Raw genomic sequence first — 22,491 nt, forward strand, 5'->3', positions numbered from 1 at the left:
CAAAGATGATCTTACGGTTTGGTTTTTCACGCCCTTACCGCTGACGCGCTTTGCGCAAACGCCAACTAAGAAGCAAAAGAGTCATACCGAAGATCGCAGCATGGAAACCCAATACCCAGCCCGCGGCCAGAAATGATTCGATCGGGCGGGTAAAAAACATCCATAGGATGATCGCACCGAGGAGCACGGAAAGCAGCCCGCTGAGGGCAAGCCAGATCTCGCCCTTGATTTCCCGGCGCAGACGAACGGCGGCGGATATCTCCAGCATACCGGTGAAAATTGCCCAGAATGCCACGCTTACCCACAAGAAATAGGCCAACGCCAAAGTGGCAGCCAGAGGGGCAACTACCACAACGACACCGGTGAGTATGCCGACGATGCCGCTGAACAACAGCCAGCCCCAGCGCTGCTTTTGCCGCATTTGCCGCACCGCTGCAACCAGGTTGAACGCACCATTGACCAAAGAAAATGCGCCGAACACTATCGTCATGGCGAACAAAGCCGAGTGTGGCATCCAGAATGCGAGGACTGCAAAAATCAACGCGAATATGCCGCGCAGCGCAAACAACCACCAATTTTGGGTCAGTGAACACACGGCATCGGCAGGGTTATCCGCATTCGAATCGGCGATGGTATTTGCATTCATGCGATATCTCCTTGATGGATCATGAGATCAGGAAAATCAAGCCTTCATGGCGAAGAGAGGGGCTATTCGCCCCTCTCTTGCGGTTTTAGAACAGCTTTGACAGTCTCGCCTTGATTTCATCGAGCCAGCCTTTTCCGCTCCCGCCTCCGGCCGTCTTTTCCTTGACTTTCTTGAGTTCAGAGTACAGGGGCTCAAAGTCCTTCTTTTTGCCATAGCCCAGCAGTTCTGCCATTTCCAACTGCTGCCGGGCTTCGTTTAACAAGTCCTGCAGGCGTTCACCGGACGCCTCGCTGCGCTGGCCATCTTCTGTCAAGGTCTCGGCGCGCTTGACGAGCAGTTTGGCGCGCAGGATGGGCAGCGGGATGACGCTGAGTGTCTCGACGAGCGTGCCGAGCGCCAACTGCAGCGCGGCCTTGGCCTCTTCGATCTTGCCCTGATCGATCAGCGGCACGACGGATTTCACGGCTGCCGGGTAAGTCGCCAGAGGGATGTTGGTGACCGCAATCACGATTTCGCTGGCCAGCAATGCCAACACGCGACGAGCGCGTTGCACCTCGCCATGTTTGAGGGCATCCAGCGCCTCGTCAGTCATCGCCTCAACGGTTTCCGTGTTGGCGAACAAGTCGTGCACGATGGTGCGCACATCAACGGGGGCCAGGGCGAGCGTGGGTTCGCGTGCAACGATCAGCTCCAGCTTTCCCGTCACTTCGGCCAGCGTTGCCAGTGCTCGCGCGGATTCTTTTTCGTCCAGGGCCGCCAGCGCTGATTTGGTCAGCGCCAAGGCCGAGACGGCCTCATCGAGGACTTGTTTACGTTTGTCTGCCGCTTGCGAGTCCGTTTCCTTCTGAACCTCAGGCTGTACCTCCGTGACGACTTCAGGCTTGGGCTCTGGTCTGGCAGGAAGGCTGCTTACCGCGGCCTGTTCGTTCGTGCCTTCGTTGATCGCGTTGGGATTCGATGTTTGCTCATTCATGGTGATATGCCTCGTATGAGATAGTGAAAATAGGGGAATCTATTGGGGCCGACTGCGAATATCGCGAGACTGACCGATGGAGCAGTCGGCCCCTTCATCACCTCAAAACAGCTTTTGGATGCGCGTCTTCAACTCGTCGAACCATCCATTGCCGCTTTTGCCACCAGCCGACTTTTGCTCAATGGACTTCACCTGATCGAAGATGGGTTTGAAGTCCTCCTTCTTGCCATAACCCAGGATTTGCGCCAGCTCGATCTCCGTGCGCACGGACGACAGCAAGGTGCTGAGCTCCTCGTTCTGCTTGGCATCGCGCTTGTCAGTCTCGGCCAGCTTTTCAGCTTTTGCTATCGTGGCCTCGGCCCGTAGCACGGGCAGAGGGAGTACAACTTGGATGACCACCAGCGTGTTCAGTGCTCGGGCGAGCTCTGCTTTGGCTTCGTCGATCTTGCCGCTGTCGACGAGCCGTGCAGCCGACTTGATCGCTGCCGGGTACGTTGCCATGGGCAGGTTGTCGGTTTCGATCACGATTTCGCTGGCCAGATTGGCAACGATGGGCCGGGCCTTTTGCACCTCGCCATCACCCAACAACTCCCGAGACAACTTGACCGCTTTCTTTACCGATTCCACGTTGGCGTGGATATCATGGGTGATGACGCGTACATCGACCGGCGCCAAAGCAAGTTTGGCGTCGCGTGCCAATACCAGTTCCAGCTTTCCGGTGGCCAGTTCCAGCGCAGCGAGCGCCTCCTTGGTCTTATTTGCATCAAGGAGGGTCAAAGCCTCCTGGGTCTTGGTGAGCGCCGTGATGGCGTCCTGAGTGAGCTCGGAACGCTTTTTTTCGGCTTCCTGGGCGGCCTTGTCGTCTACTTGTGGCTGCGCCGCCTTGGGTGCGACAGAGGGCGCTGCAGCGCTTGGACTTGCCGCCGATTGGGCCAAAACCGGTCCACTCAGTCCGATGCAGACCGCCAGGGCAAGTGCGGAACGGATGTATTGGGGCTGTTTGATATTCATGATGTTGGACTCCAATTGAAGTTAATTGACTGAAATTTCAATCTGCTTCGGCTTGGCTTGCTCGGCCTTGACAAGCCGCACTTCCAGCACGCCGTCTTTCATCGAAGCCGTCACCTTGGTCGGATCAACGTTGTCAGGTAAGACAAAGCTGCGCACAAAGCGGCCATACGCACGTTCGATGCGGTGGAATTTCTTGCCCTGCTCCTCTTTTTCCAGTTTGCGCTCGCCGCTGATGGTGAGTACGCCGTTTTCCGCGCTGACGCGCACGGCATCCTTGGGGACCTCCGGCAGATCCAGCTTGAGGAGGAATGCGTTCTCATCCTCGCTGATGTCCACCATTGGTGCCCAGTCCGCCGTGGTCATGGCTTCGTTGCCGGTACGGGCGCCCTGTCGCTGGGGGGGCCGTCCCAACATCGTCGCCAGGCGGTTTTGCAATTCATCCAGTTCCCGGAAGGGGTCCCACGGAGTCAATGCAGACATATCGGTTCTCCTTGAACAATGCCGGCGAATTGGATGACGCACCGAACAGAGCCGCCGGCGCACTCTGAATAGCGCCTGCTACTTTTCGTTTCCATCAAGAACAAGTCCTTGGGTCAATTGAAGGATCACGACAGCCTCCCCATGACTCAAGATTCGCCGCCCGCTGACTTTTTCTTGCGCGCAGGCTTGCTCGCCTCGCTCGGCGGCGTCTCGGCCACGTTCGCGGCATCGGGCTTCTCAGGCTCGGCCGGCTTTGCGGGTGGCTCCTGGCGCTCGAAGACCACCCGTTCGGCCTTGTCGTCCCAGCGTGCGCTGGCGTGATCGCCCTTGCCGATTCCGCCGCCGAGCATCTCGCGTGCCAGCGCGGTTTCCAGCTCGCTGCGGATCAGGCGCTTGAGTTCACGCGCACCGAACTCGGGCTTGTAGCCTTCCTCCGCGAAGTGGTCGATCAAGGTCTGATCGAAGGTCAGCGTCACGCCCTGGCTGGCGGCGTTGCGGGCCACACGATCGAGCTGCAGGCCGACGATATGGCGGATCTCCTCCTTGCCCAGCGCATGGAAGACGATGATCTCGTCGATGCGGTTGATGAACTCGGGGCGGAAGTGTCCGCGCAGCACGTCCATCACCTCGGACTTGGTCTTCTCGTATTCCTCGCCGGCGGCGCTACGGGCCTTCAGCCGACGCTGGATGATGTCCGAGCCCAAGTTCGAGGTGGCGATGATGATGGTATTGGTGAAATCCACCACCCGGCCCTTGCCGTCGGTGAGCCGCCCGTCGTCGAACACCTGCAGCAGGATGTTGTAGACGTCGGGGTGAGCCTTCTCGATCTCGTCCAGCAGCAACACGCTGTAGGGCTTGCGACGCACCTTCTCGGTGAGCTGGCCGCCCTCGTCATAGCCCACATAACCCGGAGGCGCGCCCACCAGGCGTGCCACGGTATGGCGTTCCCCGTACTCGGACATGTCGATGCGCAGCAGCGCACCTTCATCGCCATAGATGGACTCGGCCAGCGCCTTGGCGAGCTCGGTCTTGCCCACGCCGGTCGGCCCGAGGAACAGAAAAGTCGCCACCGGCTTGCCGCCTTCGCGCAGCCCCGCGCGCGACAACCGCACGGCATCGGCCACCGCGCGCACCGCTTCGTCCTGGCCCACCAGGCGCTCGTGCAGCCGCTGTTCCAGATGCAACAGCTTCTCGCGTTCTTCCACCGTCAGCTCGTTGACCGGAATGCCGGTCAGGCGCGAGACGATCTGCGCGACATGCTCGGCCTTGACTTCGGCGCTGCCCGAGGCGCGCTCGCGCTCCCAATCTTCGATGAGCTTCTTGAGTTCGGCCTCTTTTGCCTCGATGCGCTTGCCCAGCTCGGCGGCCTTGTCGTACTGCTTGCGCGAGGCCATGTAGTCCTGCTCACGCCGCAACTGGTGCAGTTCGGACTCCAGCTCTTGTACGGCCACTGGGCGAGCCGTGGCCGACAGCTTCACGCGTGCGGCCGCCTGGTCAAGCAGGTCGATGGCCTTGTCAGGCAAAAAGCGCGCGGTGATGTAGCGGTCCGACAACTCGGCGGCGGCGATGATCGCATCCTCGGTGATGCTGACCTTGTGGTGCGCCTCGAAGGTGTCGCGCAGGCCGCGCAGGATCATCATGGTCTGCGCTACCGTCGGCTCGGGCACCATCACCGGCTGGAAACGACGCTCCAGCGCGGCGTCCTTCTCGATGTACTTCTGATACTCGTTGAGCGTGGTGGCGCCGATCAGGTTCAGCTCGCCGCGCGCCATCATCGGCTTGAACACGTTGGCCACGTCCAGCCCGCCTTCGCCGCCACCCTGGCCGGCACCGACGATGGTGTGCACTTCATCGATGAAGAGAATCATCTCGCCCTGGTGCTCGGTCACTTCCTTGAGCACCTTCTGCACGCGCTCCTCGAACTCGCCGCGATACTTGGCGCCGGCCACCATGGCGTTGATGTTGAGTTCCACCAGACGCTTGTCGCGCAGCGTCTCGGGCACTTCGCCGGCGACCATCCGCTGCGCCAGTCCTTCGACAATGGCGGTCTTGCCGACGCCGGGCTCACCGATCAACACCGGGTTGTTTTTCTTGCGCCGGGCCAGCACCTCGATGGTGGTCTCGATCTCCTGCGCACGGCCGATGACCGGATCGAGCTTGCCCTCGCGCGCCATCTTGGTGAGGTCGCGCGAATACTTGTCGAGTTCTGGCGTGTTGGTCGGCGTCTCGGCGCGGCCATCCTCGGCGCCTTTGCCGACCACCTTGCTGACCTGTTGGCGCAGCGCCTGCGGCGTCAGGCCGTAGCGGCGTAGCAGGTTGGCGGCCAGCCCTTCGCCTTCCTCGGTCAGACCGATCAGGAAATGCTCCGGACCGACATAGGAATGGCCGAGTTCATTGGAGGCCACGAAGGCGCGGCTGAGCGCATCCTTCACGCGCGGCGACACGCCGATCTCGCCCTCGAACGGCTTGTCCCCGCGCTTGGCCTCGGACTCGATCTGCCGCTTGAGGTCATCGACCTTGATTTTGAACTGACCCAGGATGGTCTTGACCACGTCGCTGTCGGCCAGCGCCAGCAGCAGATGTTCGGTATCCACCTCGGAGCGGCCAAATTCGGCAGCGTGTTTGGCGGCCTCTTGCAGCAGGGCTTCCGACTGTTCGCTGATGCGGCTGGCCAGCCCACTGCCGCGCCGGCGCGGTGCACCCGAACCTGCGGCGGCGGGTTCGCCAAACACGGCATCGACCACGTCATCGGTATCGGCGGCAAAGGGCGTCGCGTCGTCGCCGATGCGGAAGAAGTCACTGCCGAGGAAGTCCTCGAACAGGCCGCTGCGCGAGCCGAACAAGGCTTCCAGCGGCGAGACGGTGCGTTTTTGCTGGCGCACCAGTTGGCGGTAATGGTCGTCGCACAACAGCATGGTGCTGTGACGCCCGTTGAGATTGGCTTCCACCCGCACGGTGGCGGGTTGGACGCAGACCTGGCATTGTTTTCTGGCCATGCTGATGCTCCTGAGAAGGTTGACAAGGTTGAGGCGACGAGGCATCGCGAGCCGCGACACCTCGTCTCGTACCGGGTTTTTCTTGTGACGAACGAGCCGGCGACGTCAGCTGTTGATCGGGATCGAACGTCCCTGCTTCGGCGCGCTGACCTCGCGCTTGTCGATCGTGACCGTGAGCACCCCGTTCTTGAACGATGCCTTGATCGAATCCTGATTGGCGTCGTCAGGCAGGTTCAAGGCGCGGTGAAAGCTGCCGTAGGTGCGCTCCACACGGTGGAAGCCACCTTCCTTCTTCTCCTGTTCCTGGCGCTTCTCGCCACGCACCACCAGCACGTCGTTGTCGAGGGTGATCTGGATGTCCTTTTCCTCGACACCGGGCACTTCCAGGGCAATTTTGTACTGCTTGTCGGTTTCCTGGATGTCCAGGGCCGGCTTCAGCATGCCCGACCAATCGGATGGCAGCCGCGGCATGGCCAGCGCCGGAAAACCGAAGCCCCGGAACGCGTCATCGAACAGCCGGTCGATCTCGCGATGCAGTTGCAGGATCGGGCTGACTGGCCCGCTCGCCGCTGGCAGGTCATTGCGCTGCACCGGCAGGGAAGAGGCGGTCTGCTGCTCTTGCTGCTCGTTCTTGAACCAGTTCCAGGGAGCCAACTTCTTGAAATCGATGTCCATGTCATACCTCCAGAAAAATTGAAAAACGAGTTACTCAAGCCCTTTGCCTGCTGCGACGGGCAGTGCGCCCAGGCGACACGGGCTGCTCGGATGACTTCTGCTGTTCACGCTTGCGCATCACCTCCTTCTTTGCTCCGGCTCGGGTCTGATCATTGATCCACTGATCGATTTCACTTTGACGAAACCGCCACGTCCCGCCCACCTTGAAAGCCGGAATTTCCCCGTGCGCGGCGAGCCGATAAAGCGTCCGCTTGCCGACTTTCAAGTACGCAGCCAATTCATCGAGCGTGAAAATCACCTGTAGGTGCGCTTTCATCTCACCCTCTCCAATCGCGTCGCTTTGCGGTTCCGGCCAAGGAAATCCTTGCAAGACTTTGCAAGATATTGCGCTTACCAGGACAAACTTCAAGAGTCAATGTACAGCGATCTCCCGCCCCATTGATGCAGGTCAACTGCTCAGGCAAGGCGCAGCGGGGCGGCCTGATCAGGCCATGGACAGCGCCTGGCTCGTCAGCCTGCGTGTGCCACAGGCGCCTCGATCAAACACCGATCCTCACGTTGTAGCCGAGTGCCCGCAGCCCCTTGCTCGTCTGCATGTTCCTTGGCGGAAACTCGTCTGGGCGCGCCCAGCCGACGCTTTCCCCGAGGCTGCTCAGGCCAACGTGCGGAATTGCCCAGTCGTCGCTGCGGATCGCGTTCCAGAGTCGGGCCGAAACACTTCCGTTGCCCCAGACAGCGTAGTTCAACAGTATCCGTCCGTCCAACACACCTTCCCGACACCGCCGCCGAAGGCCATGGCCCATCAAGCGGATTTTCCATGCCCCCTCAGCGCCGTACCTACAGCAAATCTTTCAAGGCCCAGGTCATTCAGGAGTGTTCTGAACCCGGTGCCTCCATCGCAAACATCGCCTTGGGCTACAGCCTCAATGCCAACCTCGTCCACAAATGGATTCGGCTGCATACCCAGAAAACCACGGCTATCCAGCCAGCGTTCATCCCGTTGCCTTCTCAAATGCTCGGCGCGGGATCGCATGCTCAAGTGCGCTGCTGCGATCATGAGTTTGATCCAGTCGGCCCGTAATAATGGGCACGATCCGTATGCCTATCTCAAGGATGTGCTGACACGGTTGCCGACGCAGCGGGCGAGTGAGATTGCAGAGCTGCTGCCGCATAGGTGGCATCCGGCATAGTCGCGCAAGACGGTTTGCCCGCACGCTTACGTTCAACAGCTCAAGCACCGTCCGCCCTTCGCGGGATCGTTGCCGCCAGAGCCACACGCCGAACTTTTCCACCTTGTCGTCGCCGGCCTGCGGTCAGTCAGGCAAGCCCAGGTGCTCGTTTTCCTGCTTGATCGCGTGGTCTCGGATCGCGTGCACCCGGGAAACGGCATCCACGAACTGCCACCATCTCTTAGCTTGGCGGGGTCAAGCCAGCCGGGATGCCCGGACGGTTACGCTGGTCCGCGCCCAGTTGCAGCACCAAGGTCGGCCGCAGTGATGAAGCGGGTCTTGATGCCGCACTGCGCCGCCCGATAGCGCAGTGCGATGGCCAGATGCGTCTTGCCGACTCCCAAGGGGCCTATATCGCCTTGGCACGGCTCCGGGCAGTTTCGGGGAGGCTGCACGCAGTGCGCGACAAGATGTATCGCAGCCGAACTGCGGTGTATTCTGCAATCAGCCTAGGGCCGCGCGTATCCGCTGCTTCCAGTCGAACACCCGGGCATGGTTGGCCCCAGATGAGCTTTCTTTCGGGTGATGCACAGAGTGCAAAGGCTCACAGTACTTCGCCATGGTGCCTGGCCAACGCAACGAGCCTTTCACTGTCTCCCTCAAGATCCTGTCTATGCATTTTCCTGCCTCAACACCTGCTTTGAAGCCCATGATCCGCGTTGACATGGTCTTCCGGTTGTCTGAGGTATCTATTTCTAGAAGGTAGCGTTGATCGCCGTTTTGCAGCTTGAACCTTGCCAGCAGATAGCAGCGTGATTTTTCGTGATCAATCATGTGGTAGCTGCAACGTGGAACGGGCGGCAGAGGCCTCACTTCCAGTGCTACCAGCGCAACTCCAGACTCTTGGGTGATTTGTTCAAGAATCTCTCGGAGCAGCGAGAAGCGATCTGCAAGCCGTTCATGCTCGTCCCCATCACCCTCTCCCTCACCCAATTGTTGGAATTCTCCTGACGCTATGCTGCCCTCGCTCACAGGATCAGCCACGCCGAAGAGTTGGCTTTCTCTGCTCGGGCATTGCTCGTCGTCGACCTTCTTGCCATGACCGTTGGCACGCTCCCCGTTGTAGGCGATCTTGGTGCGCAGCTGAGCATCAAACGTGACTCCCTCAACGGGCAGATGAATCAACCTCTGCTCCTTGGCAGCAGTCGGCTCTTCGTCAGCATCCACCTCCAACTCTTTCGCTCCCGATGGCACGGATACACAGCCTGTGTTCTCTCCCCTGACGGGTAACTTGAGAGCAGGGTGATGGAAAAAAATATCACCGCGATGGCTAAACCGGAGCCCCTGAAGCTTTTCGATCTCCCAGACCAGCAATTCGTTGCTTTCCGGATCAAAGGGGCCTCGCACATCCATGGTGGTACCCGCGAGGGAAGTGGGTGCCTGAAAGTCGAACTGCCACCTGGCATACGCCAACTCTTGCAGTACCCGCTCTTGCCTTTGATTGAGGCTTTGCCAGATTGACTCGAAGGATCGCCTCACATCCTGATTCAGCAGCAGCCAACTGAAATGGTCTCTGTATCCCTTGATTTTGAGAAGCTGACTTGGGGCCCCCGTCTTCGGGGGCGTATGGATATGAACAACATCGCCCTCTCTGTAGATCGTGAAGGCCATGTCCAAGCCATTCGGTGCGAAGGCTGCACGAACGGCGAAGGCTGCGTGGAAGAACATTTTTCGTGCCAGCTCGAATTTCGGCAGCCAGACGGTCAGACCATCGACCTCGAACACAAAGCATCGCTGTCCAGATATCTCAGGATTTGCAGCAAGCCTTCTGGCCAGACGTGGGCACTCACCCAACTGCCTTTCCCGCCAGGTATCTATTGCAGGAAGCACCACCGTCTTCTTGAAACCACTGGGACGATAAGGAGCCCCTTCTTCGCCAAGAAACTCGCGACCAACGGCCAAGACACACGACATCTCCTGTGCGAACCGCTGCAGCTGCAGCTGACCGTTACGCTCAAAGAGAGCCGCCAACTGCCACTGGGCCGCCGGAGTCTTGGCCCTGAAAAAATTTCCAACGGCCAGCAACCTGGATCCGTTCGGGATCTGACGAAATACTGTCCTATTCAATCCATCTTCCTATCAATCGAATGAACGCAGTGGTCAGTGGTGCCACCCTGCTTTTTTCCAATCCACAACGCTTTTCCAGCTCCCAGCGCCTAGACGTTATGCCTGTCTGTACATCCTTCAGCATCGCTGCAGTCAGGCGACGGATCTGATACTCGCCGACGGACTCGGCATAGCGATCCAGGAAGGTGCAGCAAAGAGGCAATTGATCGAGACGGTGCTCGACTGATGCCCGATGGGGTAGCTGCTGCAGGAACCAGTTGCGACTCCTGCGCGGAAGGCCCAGGTCTTCTTCGCTACCTCTACCAATCCGGATCAGCAGGCGCACCCACCTTATGTCACGCGCTCGCCAGTCGATGTGGCTGTTGTTGCCCTGTCGGCGCTGCCTGACCTGGTTCGCAACCATCAGCCAGTGTCGGTCATGACGATAGAGCCAGGCGTAACATGCCCCTGCTCCGTCTTGCCTGGCTGCCTTGGCTCCACCGTGATTAGCCAGTGCTTGCAGCCAAATGGCTCGGTACTGCTGCTTTTGCTCAAACTCAGCAGGGAGCAGCTGCACTGACCGCTCGGAGGCAAGGTCGACCTGGCGAGTCTTCGCCTCGCTGATCAGCTCGCCAGCATGCTGGCCAGGGCGCAGGCTGGTCCAGACGATCAGATGCTGCAGCGCACTGAATCCCTTGCGATGCTTCCTGAACATCGCCAACAGCCAAGGTGGAGGCTCTCCGGATGTCAGCAGACCGTTCGCAGCAAGCCAATCCCTTTGATGGGATGCCAGGATCTTCTCCCAGATGACTTCAGCCCTGACCTGCCGGCCTCGCCTGGCGTCGCACTCTGTAGCCAGGTACCGGTACAGGTTGGTCCAGCGTCCGTAGCCAGGCGATTGCACCTCTTCGAGCGCCAGCAGCTGCATAGCAGCCTTGGCGAGCCTGATAGCCTCTTCGCCCACGGGACTCACGCGAAGATCACGGGGCAGAAACAGTGGAGAGGCTGTATGAAACTCGTGCCGCTGCGCTCGACGGAACGGGATAGGTGAGTTCAGGAGCTGACAGCCATGCTCGGGACAGGCATCTATCCCTTGAATCTGCCAGCTACGCCGCCAGTAGGGTTCACCGTAGCGCGCAGACATATCTTCAAAGCAGATCGGGCAGTAACGCAGCCAATCGGGCCACTTGACCAAGGCCGTCGAGGCCCCAGACAGACCAATCGTCGGCCGGTCGGGAGCAAGCATGGCCTGAAAAAGATCGGTACGGCGCTCCGGCGGAATGAAAGGGGCATAGAGCGGGAACAGCGTGTGATTCAGGATCATGCCTTCCGCATCCAAGCCCGTGTTGATCGCCAACGCAGTCAGGTGTGTGGGCAGATCGGTGATCGCGGCAACCTTGCTGTCACCGAAAAGCATGTGCAGCAAGGTCTTGTGGCTGCCTATCCCCAGATGTACCCGGCACCGGGCAATACCGCTGTAAAGCAGTTCGTCCGGGTAGAGCCTGGGGAAGTACATGTCAGCTCGCTCTCAGCAGAGGCCGCAGATCGAGGATCAAGCCAGCCTGCTTGAATCTGTCATAGGCCTCGCTTTCAGGCCCATCGGCATAACGTCGGCGCAGATCCTCCTCGGATAGGCACCCCCACTCCGTCCGCTTAACTCTGGAAATGCCGGGCCTCTTGGGAGCGTCCTGCGCGAGGTAGGCCGTGGCCTTGTGAATCAGGGCCGCCAGCGGGATGTCCGGATTCTCCGCCAACAATTCATCGGCCATGGGAATGGCGATGTCCCTCGGGATTTCCATACCTTCGAGCAGGGCGGCCAACCGCTTTGCCTTGTCATCAGCCGGAGGGGCCGATGGTTTAGGTTGGGGGACGCTATCCAGAGAGCGAGTCAGGGTCAGCAACCGTCCCTCGATCTCTGGCATCAGCAGGTCGTCATATTTGGCGATCAGCTCGGGCCTACCGCTCCGCAAGGCCGCCAGCATCGGATGGACCGGTTTGAACTCGTCCTCGAAAACCCTGCGCAGCAACAGCGGCTTAATGCACTCGACACCTGTCACTATCGCCCGGATCTGCGCCAGCGCGAACAGCTTGATGACGATGTCCATGACCCCTTGGGTGAGGTCGTACATCGTAGCCTCCAGTTCATCATCCAGCGGCGCCGCATTTCGCAGCCACTGATACTTCCAAAGCCGCTTCAACAGACGCTTCCAATGCTCGTCCCGAGGCAACCTATCCCAGCGGATGCTGCCCAACCCGGAGACCCGCCGAGCAGCCCGGAACGTGCGCTGGAAGAACTTGCTGGCCCGGTGGGTGCCGACCTGAATGATCGGAACACCGATGGTGTTCACCAGCGACACGAAGAAATTGTGCATTTTTTCGGCACCACCGGAGCGTGCCTCGTTGAGGTTCTGAACCTCGTCGATGATCAGCACTCCGAGCGTGTGCAGATTGGCCACCTGGCACATGGATGCCAGCAGACGTTTGGTACCCAGCTTCTTGCGTCCGTGGCTACGGCTGTAGTGGGTACCCAGGATCTTGTCTACTTCGTTGAAGAAGCTCAGGCACAGCTCATCCAAGTCACCGTCAATTGGGCAGTCGATCTTCAGGTAGACCAGTTGGGTGATGTTGTAATCAGGGTGATGGAGAGCTTGGGGGTACATGCCCAGAATCCGCTCCAGCGTGCGCGTCTTGCCGCAACCGGAGCAGCCGAACAGCGACAGGCTGTTGGCCGTAGAGGAGACACTCTGGTACACCGCCGCATCCAGATCCTCCTCCTCGACACGGCGATAGCCATTCTGCAGGTGCGCATACCAGGCACCGCTGGCCGGATTCCGACCGATGTACCCTTGACGGATCATCAGGCTGATCTTGCTCTCCAGCTCCAAGTGATGGCTCAGCGGCTGGAAGAAGCCGTGCAACAGGCGGGCAATCGCATGTGCCCTGAGCCGACCATCCAGAAGCGCCTCCTGCGGCTCGAAACCGGGAAGCTGCTGCAATAGATCGACCACCTCCTGCAGATCAGGAATCGGAGGCAATGCGCTGATGAGCGGATTGTCCTGATACTCGGGAAGCTGCTGCTCCTGGTAACGCGCCAGGGGAATGACTCCGCGCTGGAATTCTTCAGTCATCCTCTTCCTCCTTGAATATCAGGTCACTGAGATCTGGGAAGGCATAATCTTCCTGCTTCTCACCCCGCAGTGGGATCACCTCGGCTGGCTTTTCCTGCTGTGCTTTATCCGGTTTGAATGCTGTTTTCTGGCGTTCCTGGCGCTTTTCCTGCTGCTTGTTCTCGCGGATCTGGGTTCCCAGATCCTTCGTGGTCATACCCGTTTTGACCGGACTGGCATCCTCTGCCTGGGCAACGATGGACTCGATCTGCTTCAGAAGATTGCCTCTCTCTACCAAAGCTTCCGCCGCCGCGTTGGTATCGCTACGCCGTTCCTCTCTGGACAGCAGCCAGACATCCCAGAAGGTCATCCCCCTGAAGCGTCGACTGCGGTCGGCAAGATCGCAAACCCAGTAGTCCTTGAGACTATTGGACGGCCGCAGGTAGATGTGGTCGGCGCTACGCGGATCGTATGCGACCGTTACCCCTGTCGGCCGGCGCCCCTGGCCTCGGTGAAACCAACCCTCCCTGATTGCTTCCTGGCAGGTGTAGAAGCAGCCGAACAGCCTGATTCCCAGCTCCGAAACCGTGGCCGACTCATGGGGCAAGAGATTTATCCGCACCAGCTCCTCGGGCGCAGTACGTAACCGGCCGGTCAAGTTGGCCAAGCCCCAGTTCCACAGCATGACCGGGATGGCTGGCAGATCGCCCGGCATACCAGAGGTTCTGTCGTATTTGCTCAAGGTATGAAAGTTGTTGTGGTAGAGGATGCCGGCAATGATGATCTGGGTGAACTCGGGCAAGGTCAGACTGGCATCAAGTCTGTAGTCGTGGCCACCCCGCTTCCGGCTGGTGGTGTCCTCGACCACACCGCTGGCATAGGGCTTGAAACGCTCCTGCACCGTCCGGAAATAACGCTCGACGATCCCCTTGGCATCTCCTCGCCTGGCCGGTGCATTCTCGATGCGAACGCCGAAGGCTTGGGAAAATGCTTCCACCTTGGTGCCATTCAGTTCGCCCTTATCGGCCAGCACCACATCCGGCAAGCCTTTGACCGGCCAGTCGCTGGCATCGATCTCCACGCTATACTGGCGGCAATACTCAACCTTGTCGGCGACCGTGTTGGCCAATGCCACCATGGCACTGACCCAGGAAGGTCCCTCGAATCCGACGTACATACCAACGACCATGCGGCTGAACACGTCGATCACCATGTAAACGACAGGCCTGCCGACGATAAGGCTGCGATCATGTTCTGAAACCAGATAGATATCGGCGATGGTGGCATCGATCTGGTAGCGGTATCCGGGCCCCAGTGCCTCGGTCGTCGATGTACTGCTGAGCGGTCGGAAGTCCTTGGCAAAATCCACTGCGGACACCCTGCATGGCAAGGTGTCGGTGAAGTGATATTCGCGCCCATAGAAGTAACGGAACTGCCCCAATGTAGGCAGTTCGAAGGTCGGCAGCTCCGTCAGAACAGCACGGAGCAGATTCAGCCCGGCGGCGTAGGCATCAGGAATGGACGGATGTTTTTCCTTGAGCAAACGTTCCTCGATGACCCGGCGAAAAATGCGCTCGATGTCCGGCGTGACATTGCTCCCTTTCCCCTCCATCACCACTCTGGGCCTGCCCAGCTTGGCCTGGTTCGGCTTTCTGCGCTTGCCACGGGCGCCCGAGTTGACATAGTCCGGCAAGAGGGCATTCCTGCACATGCCTCGCTGCCAGTAGCGCCTCAGTAACCTATACACCGTCTGATTGGTGACACCATGGCGCTCCATGATGCCTCTGACAATGAGCCCTCTGGGGCGCCGCACGAAAAGCTGGGGGTCGTGCACAAAATCCGCCAGCATTCCCCAAGCTTCATCACGCTTCTGCTGATCAAGGGAACCTTCCTCAACCTCCCGTAGGACTGTTTCCTCGAAGGGATCGGCAATGCTCTCCAGCTCCCGCTCCATGATCAGACGCTCCAGCTCTACAATCGATATCGGTTCGGGCAACGCCGTGTCCGAATCGATATCGATCCAGATTGCCTGCTCGGTACCGGACCAAAGCAGGCGCTTTCGCAGTTCCCCCATCCGGAACACCTGATTAACGGGCAACACTGCTCAGCTCCTGATGCATTTGATGAGAGTTGGCAACCAGGTCTTTCGGCTTCAGCTCCCGGTAAGGAGTGTCAAGATCGAAAAGGAAACAGTGCCGGGCCAGCAACTGGCGTAGCCAATAGAGCGCCTGACCGGCCTCCAGCTGGCCGGAGGTATCCAGTCCTTGGGCAATAGCGGTCAGCTTCCGGTCTGGGTGACGCTGAAACTCGAGCAGAAACAGCTGCTGGTAATGGGCGAGATCGTCCTGAGCGATGTCGCCTTCAGCATGGGCAGGATAGAGCCATTGGATATTGGCAAATGCCACCTTGGATACCTCGCGCTCAGTGACGATGACCCAGGGAATACCTTTTTCCTGCCAGTAGCGCCTTTCAAGTTCAAGCCTCTCGATAACTTCAGGCTTCTGCAGGTCGGTACTGTACTTGGCCTGAATCGCGATGCTCGGGCGCTGAGGATCTTCGAAATCCACCAGAAAGTCGCTGGTCAGTACCTGCTGGGTACCCTTGTAACAACCGTGGGGCAGGCCAAGCTCCTCGGCGATGCGCACCGTATCTTCGACCCGCATCGGAAACTGTTCACGGATATCGGTGACATGGGGAGACCGATCCAAGGTCAGGAAGATGGCCAGTTCAAGATCGGATAGAAGATGGTGTAAACGCCGGGTCTTGCTGCCAGGCAGGCGGTGGGAGCGACCCAGCGAGGACACGTCCCTGGTGTAGATGAACGGCTTGTAGTCTGATCCCTGGCCTTGGCCACGCCCGTCCTTGAGCCTTCTATCGATCTGGGCCTGGGTCAGCCCCTTGAATGTTCCAGACATGAGAAAGCCTGCCCCCGCTGTGTCGATGACCTCAACATAGCGGATGCAGGCTCAGAATGAAACTTTATTTATACGGATGATACTTTATTTATACGGATGAACCTTTATTTGCATCCCACAGGGCCCGCGACGGGGCCCACTTTGTTATTCCACGGTAACCGATTTCGCCAGGTTACGCGGCTGATCGACGTCGGTGCCTTTGATCAGGGCGACGTGATAGGAGAGTAACTGCAACGGCACGGTGTAGAAGATTGGCGCAATCACCTCTTCAACGTGCGGGAGCGGGATAATCTTCATCCCGTCACTGTCGCTGAAGCCCGCATCCTGATCGGCAAACACATAGAGCAGACCGCCGCGCGCGCGCACCTCTTCGATATTGGATTTCAGCTTCTCCAGCAGTTCGTTGTTGGGCGCGACCACGATCACCGGCATATCAGCGTCAATCAGCGCCAGCGGGCCATGCTTCAGCTCGCCGGCCGCATAGGCTTCAGCATGAATGTAGGAGATCTCCTTGAGCTTCAGCGCCCCTTCCATGGCGATCGGGTATTGATCGCCACGACCAAGGAACAGCGCATGATGCTTATCCGAGAAGCCTTCCGCCAGGTTTTCAATCAGCTTATCCTGCGCCAGCATCTGCTCAATCCGGCCTGGCAGCGCCTGCAGCGCATGGACAATCTCATGCTCTTTTTCCGCCGCCATGCCTTTCAGCCGACCCAGTTTCGCCACCAGCATCAGCAATACCGCCAGCTGGGTGGTAAAGGCTTTGGTTGAGGCGACCCCAATTTCGGTGCCCGCTTTGGTCATCAGCGCCAGATCGGATTCCCGCACCAGCGAAGAACCCGCCACGTTACACACCGCCAGCGAGCCGAGGTAGCCCAGCTCTTTGGAGAGGCGCAGCGCCGCCAGAGTATCGGCGGTTTCACCCGATTGCGATAAGGTGATCAGCAGGCTGTTTTTCCGCACCGCGGATTTGCGGTAGCGAAACTCAGAGGCGATCTCAACGTCGCACGGGATGTTTGCCAGCGACTCAAACCAGTAGCGTGACACCATGCCGGAGTTGTAGGAGGTGCCGCAGGCGATGATCTGGATATGCTCCACCTGGCTTAGCAGCGTTTCCGCGCCTGCGCCCAGCTCGCTGAGGTCAACTTTGCCCTGACTGAAGCGCCCGCTCAGGGTGCTTTTCAGCGCAATCGGCTGCTCGTAGATCTCTTTCTGCATGTAATGACGGTAGATACCTTTATCACCGGCATCATACTGCAGATTCGACTCGATTTCGGCGCGCGTGACCGGCTGACCGGCGCGATCCACAATCGTCACATCGCGACGGCTGATTTCCGCGATATCACCCTCTTCCAGATAGATAAAACGCCGCGTTACCGGCAGCAACGCCAGCTGATCGGAAGCAATAAAGTTCTCACCCACGCCGCGGCCAATCACCAGCGGGCTGCCGGAACGAGCCGCCACCAGCAGCGACGGATCGCGGCTGTCCATGATCACCATGCCGTAGGCACCGCGCAGTTGCGGAATGACGCGCAGCACCACCTCACGCAGCGTACCGCCCTGTTTCTGCTCCCAGTGCACCAGGTGCGCCACCACTTCGGTGTCGGTTTCCGAGACAAAAACGTAGCCACGCGCGATCAGCTCAGCGCGCAGCGGCTCATGGTTTTCAATAATGCCGTTGTGCACGATAACGATGTGCTCTGAAACGTGCGGATGCGCATTGGCTTCCGACGGTTCGCCGTGCGTTGCCCAGCGCGTATGGGCGATACCGGTTCCGCCAATCAACGGCTGCTGTTCGGCAGCCTCGGCCAGCTTCTGCACTTTCCCTAAACGTCGCAGGCGCGTAACGTGCCCCTGACGATCGACCACGGCCAGACCGGCCGAATCATATCCGCGATATTCAAGACGACGCAGGCCTTCCAGCAGAATTTCTGCGATATCGCGTTGCGCTACTGCACCAACAATTCCACACATAATGATGTTTTCCTGACTACATGGCTGTTCGCCACTTTCGTTGTCATGCGACCTGATATCCGGCTTTGCCGGTTCCCCGAGCCTTGTAGAGAGTGGGGATTATAGTTTTGGCACTGCATCGGCCCGCGCGAAGCGGGCCGTTAAAATTATTTTTTCTTCTGCGGACGCTGCCACGCTGCTTTGTGGTTCTGCTCTTTGCGGTTATAGACCAGACCGGCTTCGGTGACATCTTTCATGATGGTAGTACCGGCGGCAATCGTAGCGCCGGCCGCCACGCTGACCGGGGCCACCAGCTGCGTATCGGAACCGACAAACACGTTATCGCCGATCACGGTTTTGAATTTGTTGGCGCCATCATAGTTGCAGGTGATAGTGCCGGCACCGATGTTAACGTTGGCACCGATCTCGGCGTCACCCAGATAAGAGAGGTGGCCTGCTTTCGAACCTTCGCCCAGACGGGCTTTTTTCATCTCAACGAAGTTGCCAACGTGGGCGGCGTGCGCCAGCTCACTGCCGGGACGCAGCCGGGCAAAAGGTCCGACAGTACAGGCGGTCGCCAGATTCGCATCCTCGATCACCGAATAGGGGCTGATTTCGCAATCGTCGCCAATCACGCTGTTTTTGATGATGCAGCCGGCACCGATTTTTACCCGGTCGCCGAGCGTCACCAGGCCTTCAATGATGACGTTGGTGTCGATTTCCACATCCCGGCCGTGGGTCAGCGTGCCGCGTAAATCAAAGCGGGCCGGATCGCGCAGCATCACGCCCGCCAGCAGCAGGCGCTCAGCCTGTTCGGTCTGATAAGTGCGCTCCAGCGTGGCCAGTTGCAGACGATTATTCACGCCGTCGGTCTCACTGATGCGCGTTGGATGAACAGCCTCAATCACCCGGCCTTCCTGATGGGCCAGCGCGATGATATCGGTGATGTAATATTCACCCTGCGCGTTGTTATTGGTGAGCTGCGCCAGCCAGCGTTTCAGATCGCCGCCGTTGGCGATCAGAATGCCGGTGTTGATTTCGGTGATTTTCAGCTGCTCTGGCGTGGCATCCTTCTGCTCGACGATGCCAACAATGGTGCCGTTCTCACGCACGATGCGGCCATAACCGGTGGGATTATCCAGTACCACGGTGAGCAGGCCGATGCCGCCCTGCGGTTTGGCCTCACGCAGGCGCTGTAACGTCGCCTCCGCGATCAGCGGCACGTCACCGTAAAGCATCATAATGTCTTCGTCATCCGCGAAGCAGGGCGCCGCCTGCTGCATCGCGTGGCCGGTGCCGAGCTGCTCGGCCTGCAGCACCCAGTTGAGCGTGCTGTCAGTGAGGGTTGCCTTCAGGCGATCGCCGCCGTGACCATAAACCAGATGCACCTGCTGCGCGCCCAGCCCTTTGGCGGCGTCAATCACATGCTGCACCATCGGTTTGCCTGCCAGCGTATGCAGAACTTTTGGCAGATCGGAATACATACGGGTGCCCTTGCCGGCAGCAAGGATCACCACACTCATCGCACTGTTAGACATAACTATCCTGAGTGAATTTTTACGGGTGAAAGTAAAACGGTTTGAGGGTGAGATTACTACATTTTTCTCAGGCCGAAATTAGGCGGAAGGGCGCAGATGATCGGAAAGACAAAAAAAATGCCAGCCCGAAGGGCTGGCATTTCGTGACGCATAAAGCTGGATTACATCGCTTTTTTGGTCAGTTCGATCACGCGCAGTTTGGCAATGGCTTTCGCCAGCTCGGCAGAGGCCTGAGCATAGTCCACGTCGCCGTGGCTGCTGTTCATGTGCTCTTCTGCTTTGCGTTTCGCTTCCAGGGCGCGGGCTTCGTCCAGGTCGGTACCGCGGATCGCGGTATCGGCCAGAACGGTGCTGCTGCCCGGCTGCACTTCCAGCACGCCGCCAGAGAGATAAATAAACTCCTCTTCGCCGTGCTGTTTCACGATACGGATCATTCCAGGCTTAATGGCAGTCAGCAGCGGCGCATGGCCAGGGAAAATCCCCAGTTCACCTTCGCTACCTGACACCTGAATTTTCTGTACCAGACCAGAGAACAACTGCTTCTCTGCGCTGACCACATCCAGGTGATAAGTCATAGCCATAATCTTCCTCCCGGGAAACCGTTATTACAGTTTCTTCGCTTTTTCCACGGCTTCTTCGATGGCACCAACCATGTAGAAGGCCTGCTCTGGCAGGTGGTCAAACTCACCTTCCATGATGCCTTTAAAGCCACGGATAGTGTCTTTCAGCGTAACGTACTTGCCCGGTGAACCGGTGAAGACTTCCGCAACGAAGAACGGCTGAGACAGGAAGCGCTGAATCTTACGCGCACGTGCCACCAGCAGTTTATCTTCTTCAGACAGCTCGTCCATACCGAGGATGGCGATGATGTCTTTCAGTTCCTGATAACGCTGCAGCAGTGACTGAACGCCACGCGCAACATCATAGTGTTCCTGACCGACAACCAGCGGATCCAGCTGACGGCTGGTAGAGTCCAGCGGGTCAACGGCCGGGTAGATACCCAGAGAGGCGATCTGGCGGCTCAGCGTTACCGTTGAGTCTAAGTGCGCAAAGGTGGTTGCTGGTGACGGGTCAGTCAGGTCATCCGCAGGGACGTAAACGGCCTGTACGGAAGTGATTGAACCGGTCTTGGTGGAGGTAATACGCTCCTGCAACACACCCATCTCTTCGGCCAGCGTTGGCTGGTAACCTACCGCAGATGGCATACGACCCAGCAGTGCCGACACTTCGGTACCGGCCAGGGTGTAACGGTAGATGTTATCGATGAACAGCAGAACGTCACGGCCTTCATCACGGAATTTTTCCGCCATGGTCAGACCGGTCAGTGCCACGCGCAGACGGTTACCCGGCGGCTCGTTCATCTGGCCATAGACCAGCGCAACTTTATCGATAACGTTAGAGTCGGTCATTTCGTGGTAGAAGTCGTTACCCTCACGAGTACGCTCACCCACGCCGGCAAACACTGAGTAACCTGAGTGTTCAGCCGCGATGTTACGGATCAGTTCCATCATGTTGACGGTTTTACCTACACCCGCACCACCGAACAGACCCACTTTACCGCCCTTAGCGAACGGACACATCAGGTCGATAACCTTGATGCCGGTTTCCAGCAGTTCCTGCGAGTTAGACTGATCTTCATAAGAAGGGGCCGCGCGGTGAATAGAGGCGATCTCTACTGCGCTGCCATCTTCTTCTTTCAGCTCGCCTTTCATGTCGATTGGCTCGCCGAGAACGTTCATGATACGGCCCAGGGTCGCTTTACCGACCGGAACCTGAATCGGTTTCTGCAGGTCGTTGACGCTCAGACCACGCTTCAGGCCGTCAGACGTACCCATTGCAATGGTACGGACCACGCCGCCGCCCAGCTGCTGCTGAACTTCCAGCACCAGACGCGCATCACCATTCATAACCTCGAGGGCACTGTACACTTGCGGTACCGCGTCCTGAGGGAATTCGACGTCAACAACGGCGCCGATAATCTGGACAATCTTTCCAGTTGCCATCTTGAATCCTCTACCTAATTCCAAACCTGGTTAAACCGCGGAGGCTCCACCGACAATCTCGGTAAGTTCCTGGGTGATGCTGGCCTGACGAGCTTTGTTGTACACCAACTGCAGCTCTTTGATCAGATTTCCGCCGTTATCGGTTGCGGCTTTCATCGCCACCATACGTGCGGCCTGCTCACTGGCCAGATTTTCCACCACACCCTGATAAACCTGCGATTCGACATAACGACGCAGCAGGGTATCCAGCAGCGCTTTCGGATCGGGTTCATACAGGTAATCCCAGGTCTTCGCCTTCATCTCTTCTTCACCTTCCGCTGGCGGTAACGGCAGCAGTTGGGTAATGGTCGGAGTCTGAGACATGGTGTTATTGAATTTGTTATTGACGATCATCAGCTTGTCGATGCGGCCTTCATCATAAGCCTGCAACATCACTTTTACCGGGCCAATCAGATCAGACAGAGCAGGTTTATCGCCCATGCCGCTGACTTGCGCCACAATGTTGCCACCCACAGCATTAAAGAATGACGCCCCTTTCGAACCGATAATCGACAGATCGCTCTGCACGCCTTTATCGGACCAGGACTTCATATCCGCCAGTAACTTTTTGAACAGGTTAATGTTCAAACCACCACAAAGCCCGCGGTCAGTTGAAACGACCAGGTAGCCGACGCGCTTCACGTCGCGCTCTTCCAGGTAAGGGTGCTTGTATTCCAGATTACCCAACGCAAGGTGACCAATCACTTTGCGCATGGTTTCTGCATACGGACGGCTGGCCGCCATGCGTTCCTGCGTTTTACGCATCTTGGAGGCGGCGACCATTTCCATCGCTTTGGTGATCTTCTGCGTGTTTTTCACGCTTCCAATCTTGCTTCGTATCTCTTTTGCGCCGGCCATTAGCTTCTCCTCAAAGCCTTGC

At 58.5% G+C, this 22,491-nt stretch carries 19 protein-coding genes and 2 pseudogenes; 2 read left to right on the forward strand and 19 right to left on the reverse strand.

Annotation, left to right across the window (positions count from 1 at the left end; all coding sequences use genetic code 11):
• Positions 1–34: 34 nt before the first annotated feature.
• The 8 genes from LZU96_RS00320 to LZU96_RS00355 all read right to left on the reverse strand — a co-directional run bounded on the left by LZU96_RS00320 (position 35) and on the right by LZU96_RS00355 (position 7,584).
• Positions 35–646 carry an HdeD family acid-resistance protein gene (locus LZU96_RS00320; protein ID WP_000993372.1) on the reverse strand — a complete coding sequence of 204 codons (612 nt, stop codon included), beginning with the start codon at positions 644–646 and terminating at the stop codon, positions 35–37.
• Between the two features lie 85 nt (positions 647–731).
• Complete coding sequence (locus LZU96_RS00325; protein ID WP_016782891.1) at positions 732–1,619, reverse strand: YfdX family protein; 888 nt, start codon at positions 1,617–1,619, stop codon at positions 732–734.
• Positions 1,620–1,721: 102 nt separating this feature from the next.
• Positions 1,722–2,630, reverse strand: coding sequence for a heat resistance protein YfdX1 (gene yfdX1, locus LZU96_RS00330; RefSeq protein WP_233985785.1), 909 nt, complete (start codon positions 2,628–2,630; stop codon positions 1,722–1,724).
• A 21-nt stretch (positions 2,631–2,651) separates the two neighbouring features.
• On the reverse strand, positions 2,652–3,110 hold the full coding sequence (gene hsp20-GI / locus LZU96_RS00335) for a small heat shock protein sHSP20-GI (RefSeq protein WP_016782889.1): 459 nt from the start codon (positions 3,108–3,110) through the stop codon (positions 2,652–2,654).
• A 146-nt stretch (positions 3,111–3,256) separates the two neighbouring features.
• A complete protein-coding gene (gene clpK / locus LZU96_RS00340; RefSeq protein ID WP_233985786.1) occupies positions 3,257–6,106 on the reverse strand; it encodes a heat shock survival AAA family ATPase ClpK in 2,850 nt (949 codons plus the stop codon).
• 105 nt (positions 6,107–6,211) lie between these two features.
• Complete coding sequence (gene hsp20, locus LZU96_RS00345) at positions 6,212–6,781, reverse strand: small heat shock protein sHSP20 (protein WP_034126243.1); 570 nt, start codon at positions 6,779–6,781, stop codon at positions 6,212–6,214.
• A 34-nt stretch (positions 6,782–6,815) separates the two neighbouring features.
• Positions 6,816–7,097: a helix-turn-helix domain-containing protein gene (locus LZU96_RS00350; protein ID WP_016782886.1), complete on the reverse strand. Its 282-nt coding sequence runs from the start codon at positions 7,095–7,097 to the stop codon at positions 6,816–6,818.
• Positions 7,098–7,320: 223 nt separating this feature from the next.
• Entirely contained in the window at positions 7,321–7,584 is a 264-nt protein-coding gene (locus LZU96_RS00355) for a hypothetical protein (RefSeq protein WP_141228731.1), read from the reverse strand.
• A 14-nt stretch (positions 7,585–7,598) separates the two neighbouring features.
• Between LZU96_RS00355 and LZU96_RS00360 the strand changes: the two genes are divergently transcribed.
• Positions 7,599–7,862 carry a transposase gene (locus tag LZU96_RS00360; protein WP_001446199.1) on the forward strand — a complete coding sequence of 88 codons (264 nt, stop codon included), beginning with the start codon at positions 7,599–7,601 and terminating at the stop codon, positions 7,860–7,862.
• Positions 7,819–7,971: pseudogene (locus LZU96_RS00365) on the forward strand (transposase domain-containing protein); the annotation flags it as partial. The gene LZU96_RS00360 and the pseudogene LZU96_RS00365, both read left to right, overlap by 44 nt.
• 290 nt (positions 7,972–8,261) lie before the next feature.
• On the opposite strand, the pseudogene LZU96_RS00370 reads toward LZU96_RS00365, so the two are convergent.
• The 11 genes and pseudogenes from LZU96_RS00370 to atpG form a co-directional block, all read right to left on the reverse strand.
• Positions 8,262–8,363 (reverse strand): annotated as a pseudogene (locus LZU96_RS00370) (ATP-binding protein); the annotation flags it as partial.
• A 91-nt stretch (positions 8,364–8,454) separates the two neighbouring features.
• Positions 8,455–10,077, reverse strand: a complete 1,623-nt coding sequence (locus LZU96_RS00375; protein ID WP_094988650.1) for a Tn7-like element transposition protein TnsE — start codon at positions 10,075–10,077, stop codon at positions 8,455–8,457.
• Entirely contained in the window at positions 10,070–11,572 is a 1,503-nt protein-coding gene (locus LZU96_RS00380) for a TnsD family Tn7-like transposition protein (RefSeq protein WP_233985787.1), read from the reverse strand. Before LZU96_RS00380 ends, LZU96_RS00375 begins: the two co-directional genes overlap by 8 nt.
• Position 11,573: 1 nt before the next feature.
• Positions 11,574–13,184, reverse strand: a complete 1,611-nt coding sequence (locus LZU96_RS00385) for an ATP-binding protein (protein WP_180246356.1) — start codon at positions 13,182–13,184, stop codon at positions 11,574–11,576.
• Complete coding sequence (locus LZU96_RS00390) at positions 13,177–15,264, reverse strand: Mu transposase C-terminal domain-containing protein (protein ID WP_024014938.1); 2,088 nt, start codon at positions 15,262–15,264, stop codon at positions 13,177–13,179. The genes LZU96_RS00385 and LZU96_RS00390 overlap by 8 nt, the downstream gene beginning before the upstream one ends.
• Entirely contained in the window at positions 15,251–16,078 is an 828-nt protein-coding gene (locus LZU96_RS00395) for a TnsA endonuclease N-terminal domain-containing protein (protein WP_094988648.1), read from the reverse strand. The genes LZU96_RS00390 and LZU96_RS00395 overlap by 14 nt, the downstream gene beginning before the upstream one ends.
• Positions 16,079–16,222: 144 nt before the next feature.
• Positions 16,223–18,052, reverse strand: coding sequence for a glutamine--fructose-6-phosphate transaminase (isomerizing) (gene glmS, locus LZU96_RS00400; protein ID WP_233985788.1), 1,830 nt, complete (start codon positions 18,050–18,052; stop codon positions 16,223–16,225).
• Positions 18,053–18,198: 146 nt separating this feature from the next.
• Positions 18,199–19,569, reverse strand: a complete 1,371-nt coding sequence (gene glmU, locus LZU96_RS00405; protein ID WP_233985789.1) for a bifunctional UDP-N-acetylglucosamine diphosphorylase/glucosamine-1-phosphate N-acetyltransferase GlmU — start codon at positions 19,567–19,569, stop codon at positions 18,199–18,201.
• 161 nt (positions 19,570–19,730) lie between these two features.
• The gene (locus LZU96_RS00410; RefSeq protein WP_233985790.1) at positions 19,731–20,150 is read right to left on the reverse strand and encodes a F0F1 ATP synthase subunit epsilon; all 420 of its coding nucleotides are present in this window, start codon (positions 20,148–20,150) and stop codon (positions 19,731–19,733) included.
• A gap of 24 nt (positions 20,151–20,174) precedes the next feature.
• Complete coding sequence (atpD, locus tag LZU96_RS00415) at positions 20,175–21,572, reverse strand: F0F1 ATP synthase subunit beta (protein WP_010258870.1); 1,398 nt, start codon at positions 21,570–21,572, stop codon at positions 20,175–20,177.
• 30 nt (positions 21,573–21,602) lie between these two features.
• Positions 21,603–22,469 (reverse strand): F0F1 ATP synthase subunit gamma, encoded by an 867-nt coding sequence (gene atpG, locus LZU96_RS00420; protein WP_031590993.1) that lies wholly within the window; start codon positions 22,467–22,469, stop codon positions 21,603–21,605.
• Between the last annotated feature and the right edge of the window lie 22 nt (positions 22,470–22,491).

It is taken from the genome of Pantoea agglomerans, assembly GCF_021397715.1.
Classification (GTDB): Bacteria; Pseudomonadota; Gammaproteobacteria; order Enterobacterales; family Enterobacteriaceae; genus Pantoea; species Pantoea astica.

Coding starts and splice junctions, on each gene's coding strand:
- LZU96_RS00380 (WP_233985787.1), bottom strand. CDS start 11,572: ATGTACTTCCCCAGGCTCTACCCGGACGAACTGCTTTACAGCGGTATT.
- LZU96_RS00360 (WP_001446199.1), top strand. CDS start 7,599: ATGCCCCCTCAGCGCCGTACCTACAGCAAATCTTTCAAGGCCCAGGTC.
- LZU96_RS00355 (WP_141228731.1), bottom strand. CDS start 7,584: ATGGGCCATGGCCTTCGGCGGCGGTGTCGGGAAGGTGTGTTGGACGGA.
- hsp20-GI (WP_016782889.1), bottom strand. CDS start 3,110: ATGTCTGCATTGACTCCGTGGGACCCCTTCCGGGAACTGGATGAATTG.
- LZU96_RS00385 (WP_180246356.1), bottom strand. CDS start 13,184: ATGACTGAAGAATTCCAGCGCGGAGTCATTCCCCTGGCGCGTTACCAG.
- yfdX1 (WP_233985785.1), bottom strand. CDS start 2,630: ATGAATATCAAACAGCCCCAATACATCCGTTCCGCACTTGCCCTGGCG.
- LZU96_RS00320 (WP_000993372.1), bottom strand. CDS start 646: ATGAATGCAAATACCATCGCCGATTCGAATGCGGATAACCCTGCCGAT.
- LZU96_RS00410 (WP_233985790.1), bottom strand. CDS start 20,150: ATGGCTATGACTTATCACCTGGATGTGGTCAGCGCAGAGAAGCAGTTG.
- LZU96_RS00325 (WP_016782891.1), bottom strand. CDS start 1,619: ATGAATGAGCAAACATCGAATCCCAACGCGATCAACGAAGGCACGAAC.
- LZU96_RS00395 (WP_094988648.1), bottom strand. CDS start 16,078: ATGTCTGGAACATTCAAGGGGCTGACCCAGGCCCAGATCGATAGAAGG.
- clpK (WP_233985786.1), bottom strand. CDS start 6,106: ATGGCCAGAAAACAATGCCAGGTCTGCGTCCAACCCGCCACCGTGCGG.
- atpD (WP_010258870.1), bottom strand. CDS start 21,572: ATGGCAACTGGAAAGATTGTCCAGATTATCGGCGCCGTTGTTGACGTC.
- hsp20 (WP_034126243.1), bottom strand. CDS start 6,781: ATGGACATCGATTTCAAGAAGTTGGCTCCCTGGAACTGGTTCAAGAAC.
- glmS (WP_233985788.1), bottom strand. CDS start 18,052: ATGTGTGGAATTGTTGGTGCAGTAGCGCAACGCGATATCGCAGAAATT.
- atpG (WP_031590993.1), bottom strand. CDS start 22,469: ATGGCCGGCGCAAAAGAGATACGAAGCAAGATTGGAAGCGTGAAAAAC.
- glmU (WP_233985789.1), bottom strand. CDS start 19,569: ATGTCTAACAGTGCGATGAGTGTGGTGATCCTTGCTGCCGGCAAGGGC.
- LZU96_RS00350 (WP_016782886.1), bottom strand. CDS start 7,097: ATGAAAGCGCACCTACAGGTGATTTTCACGCTCGATGAATTGGCTGCG.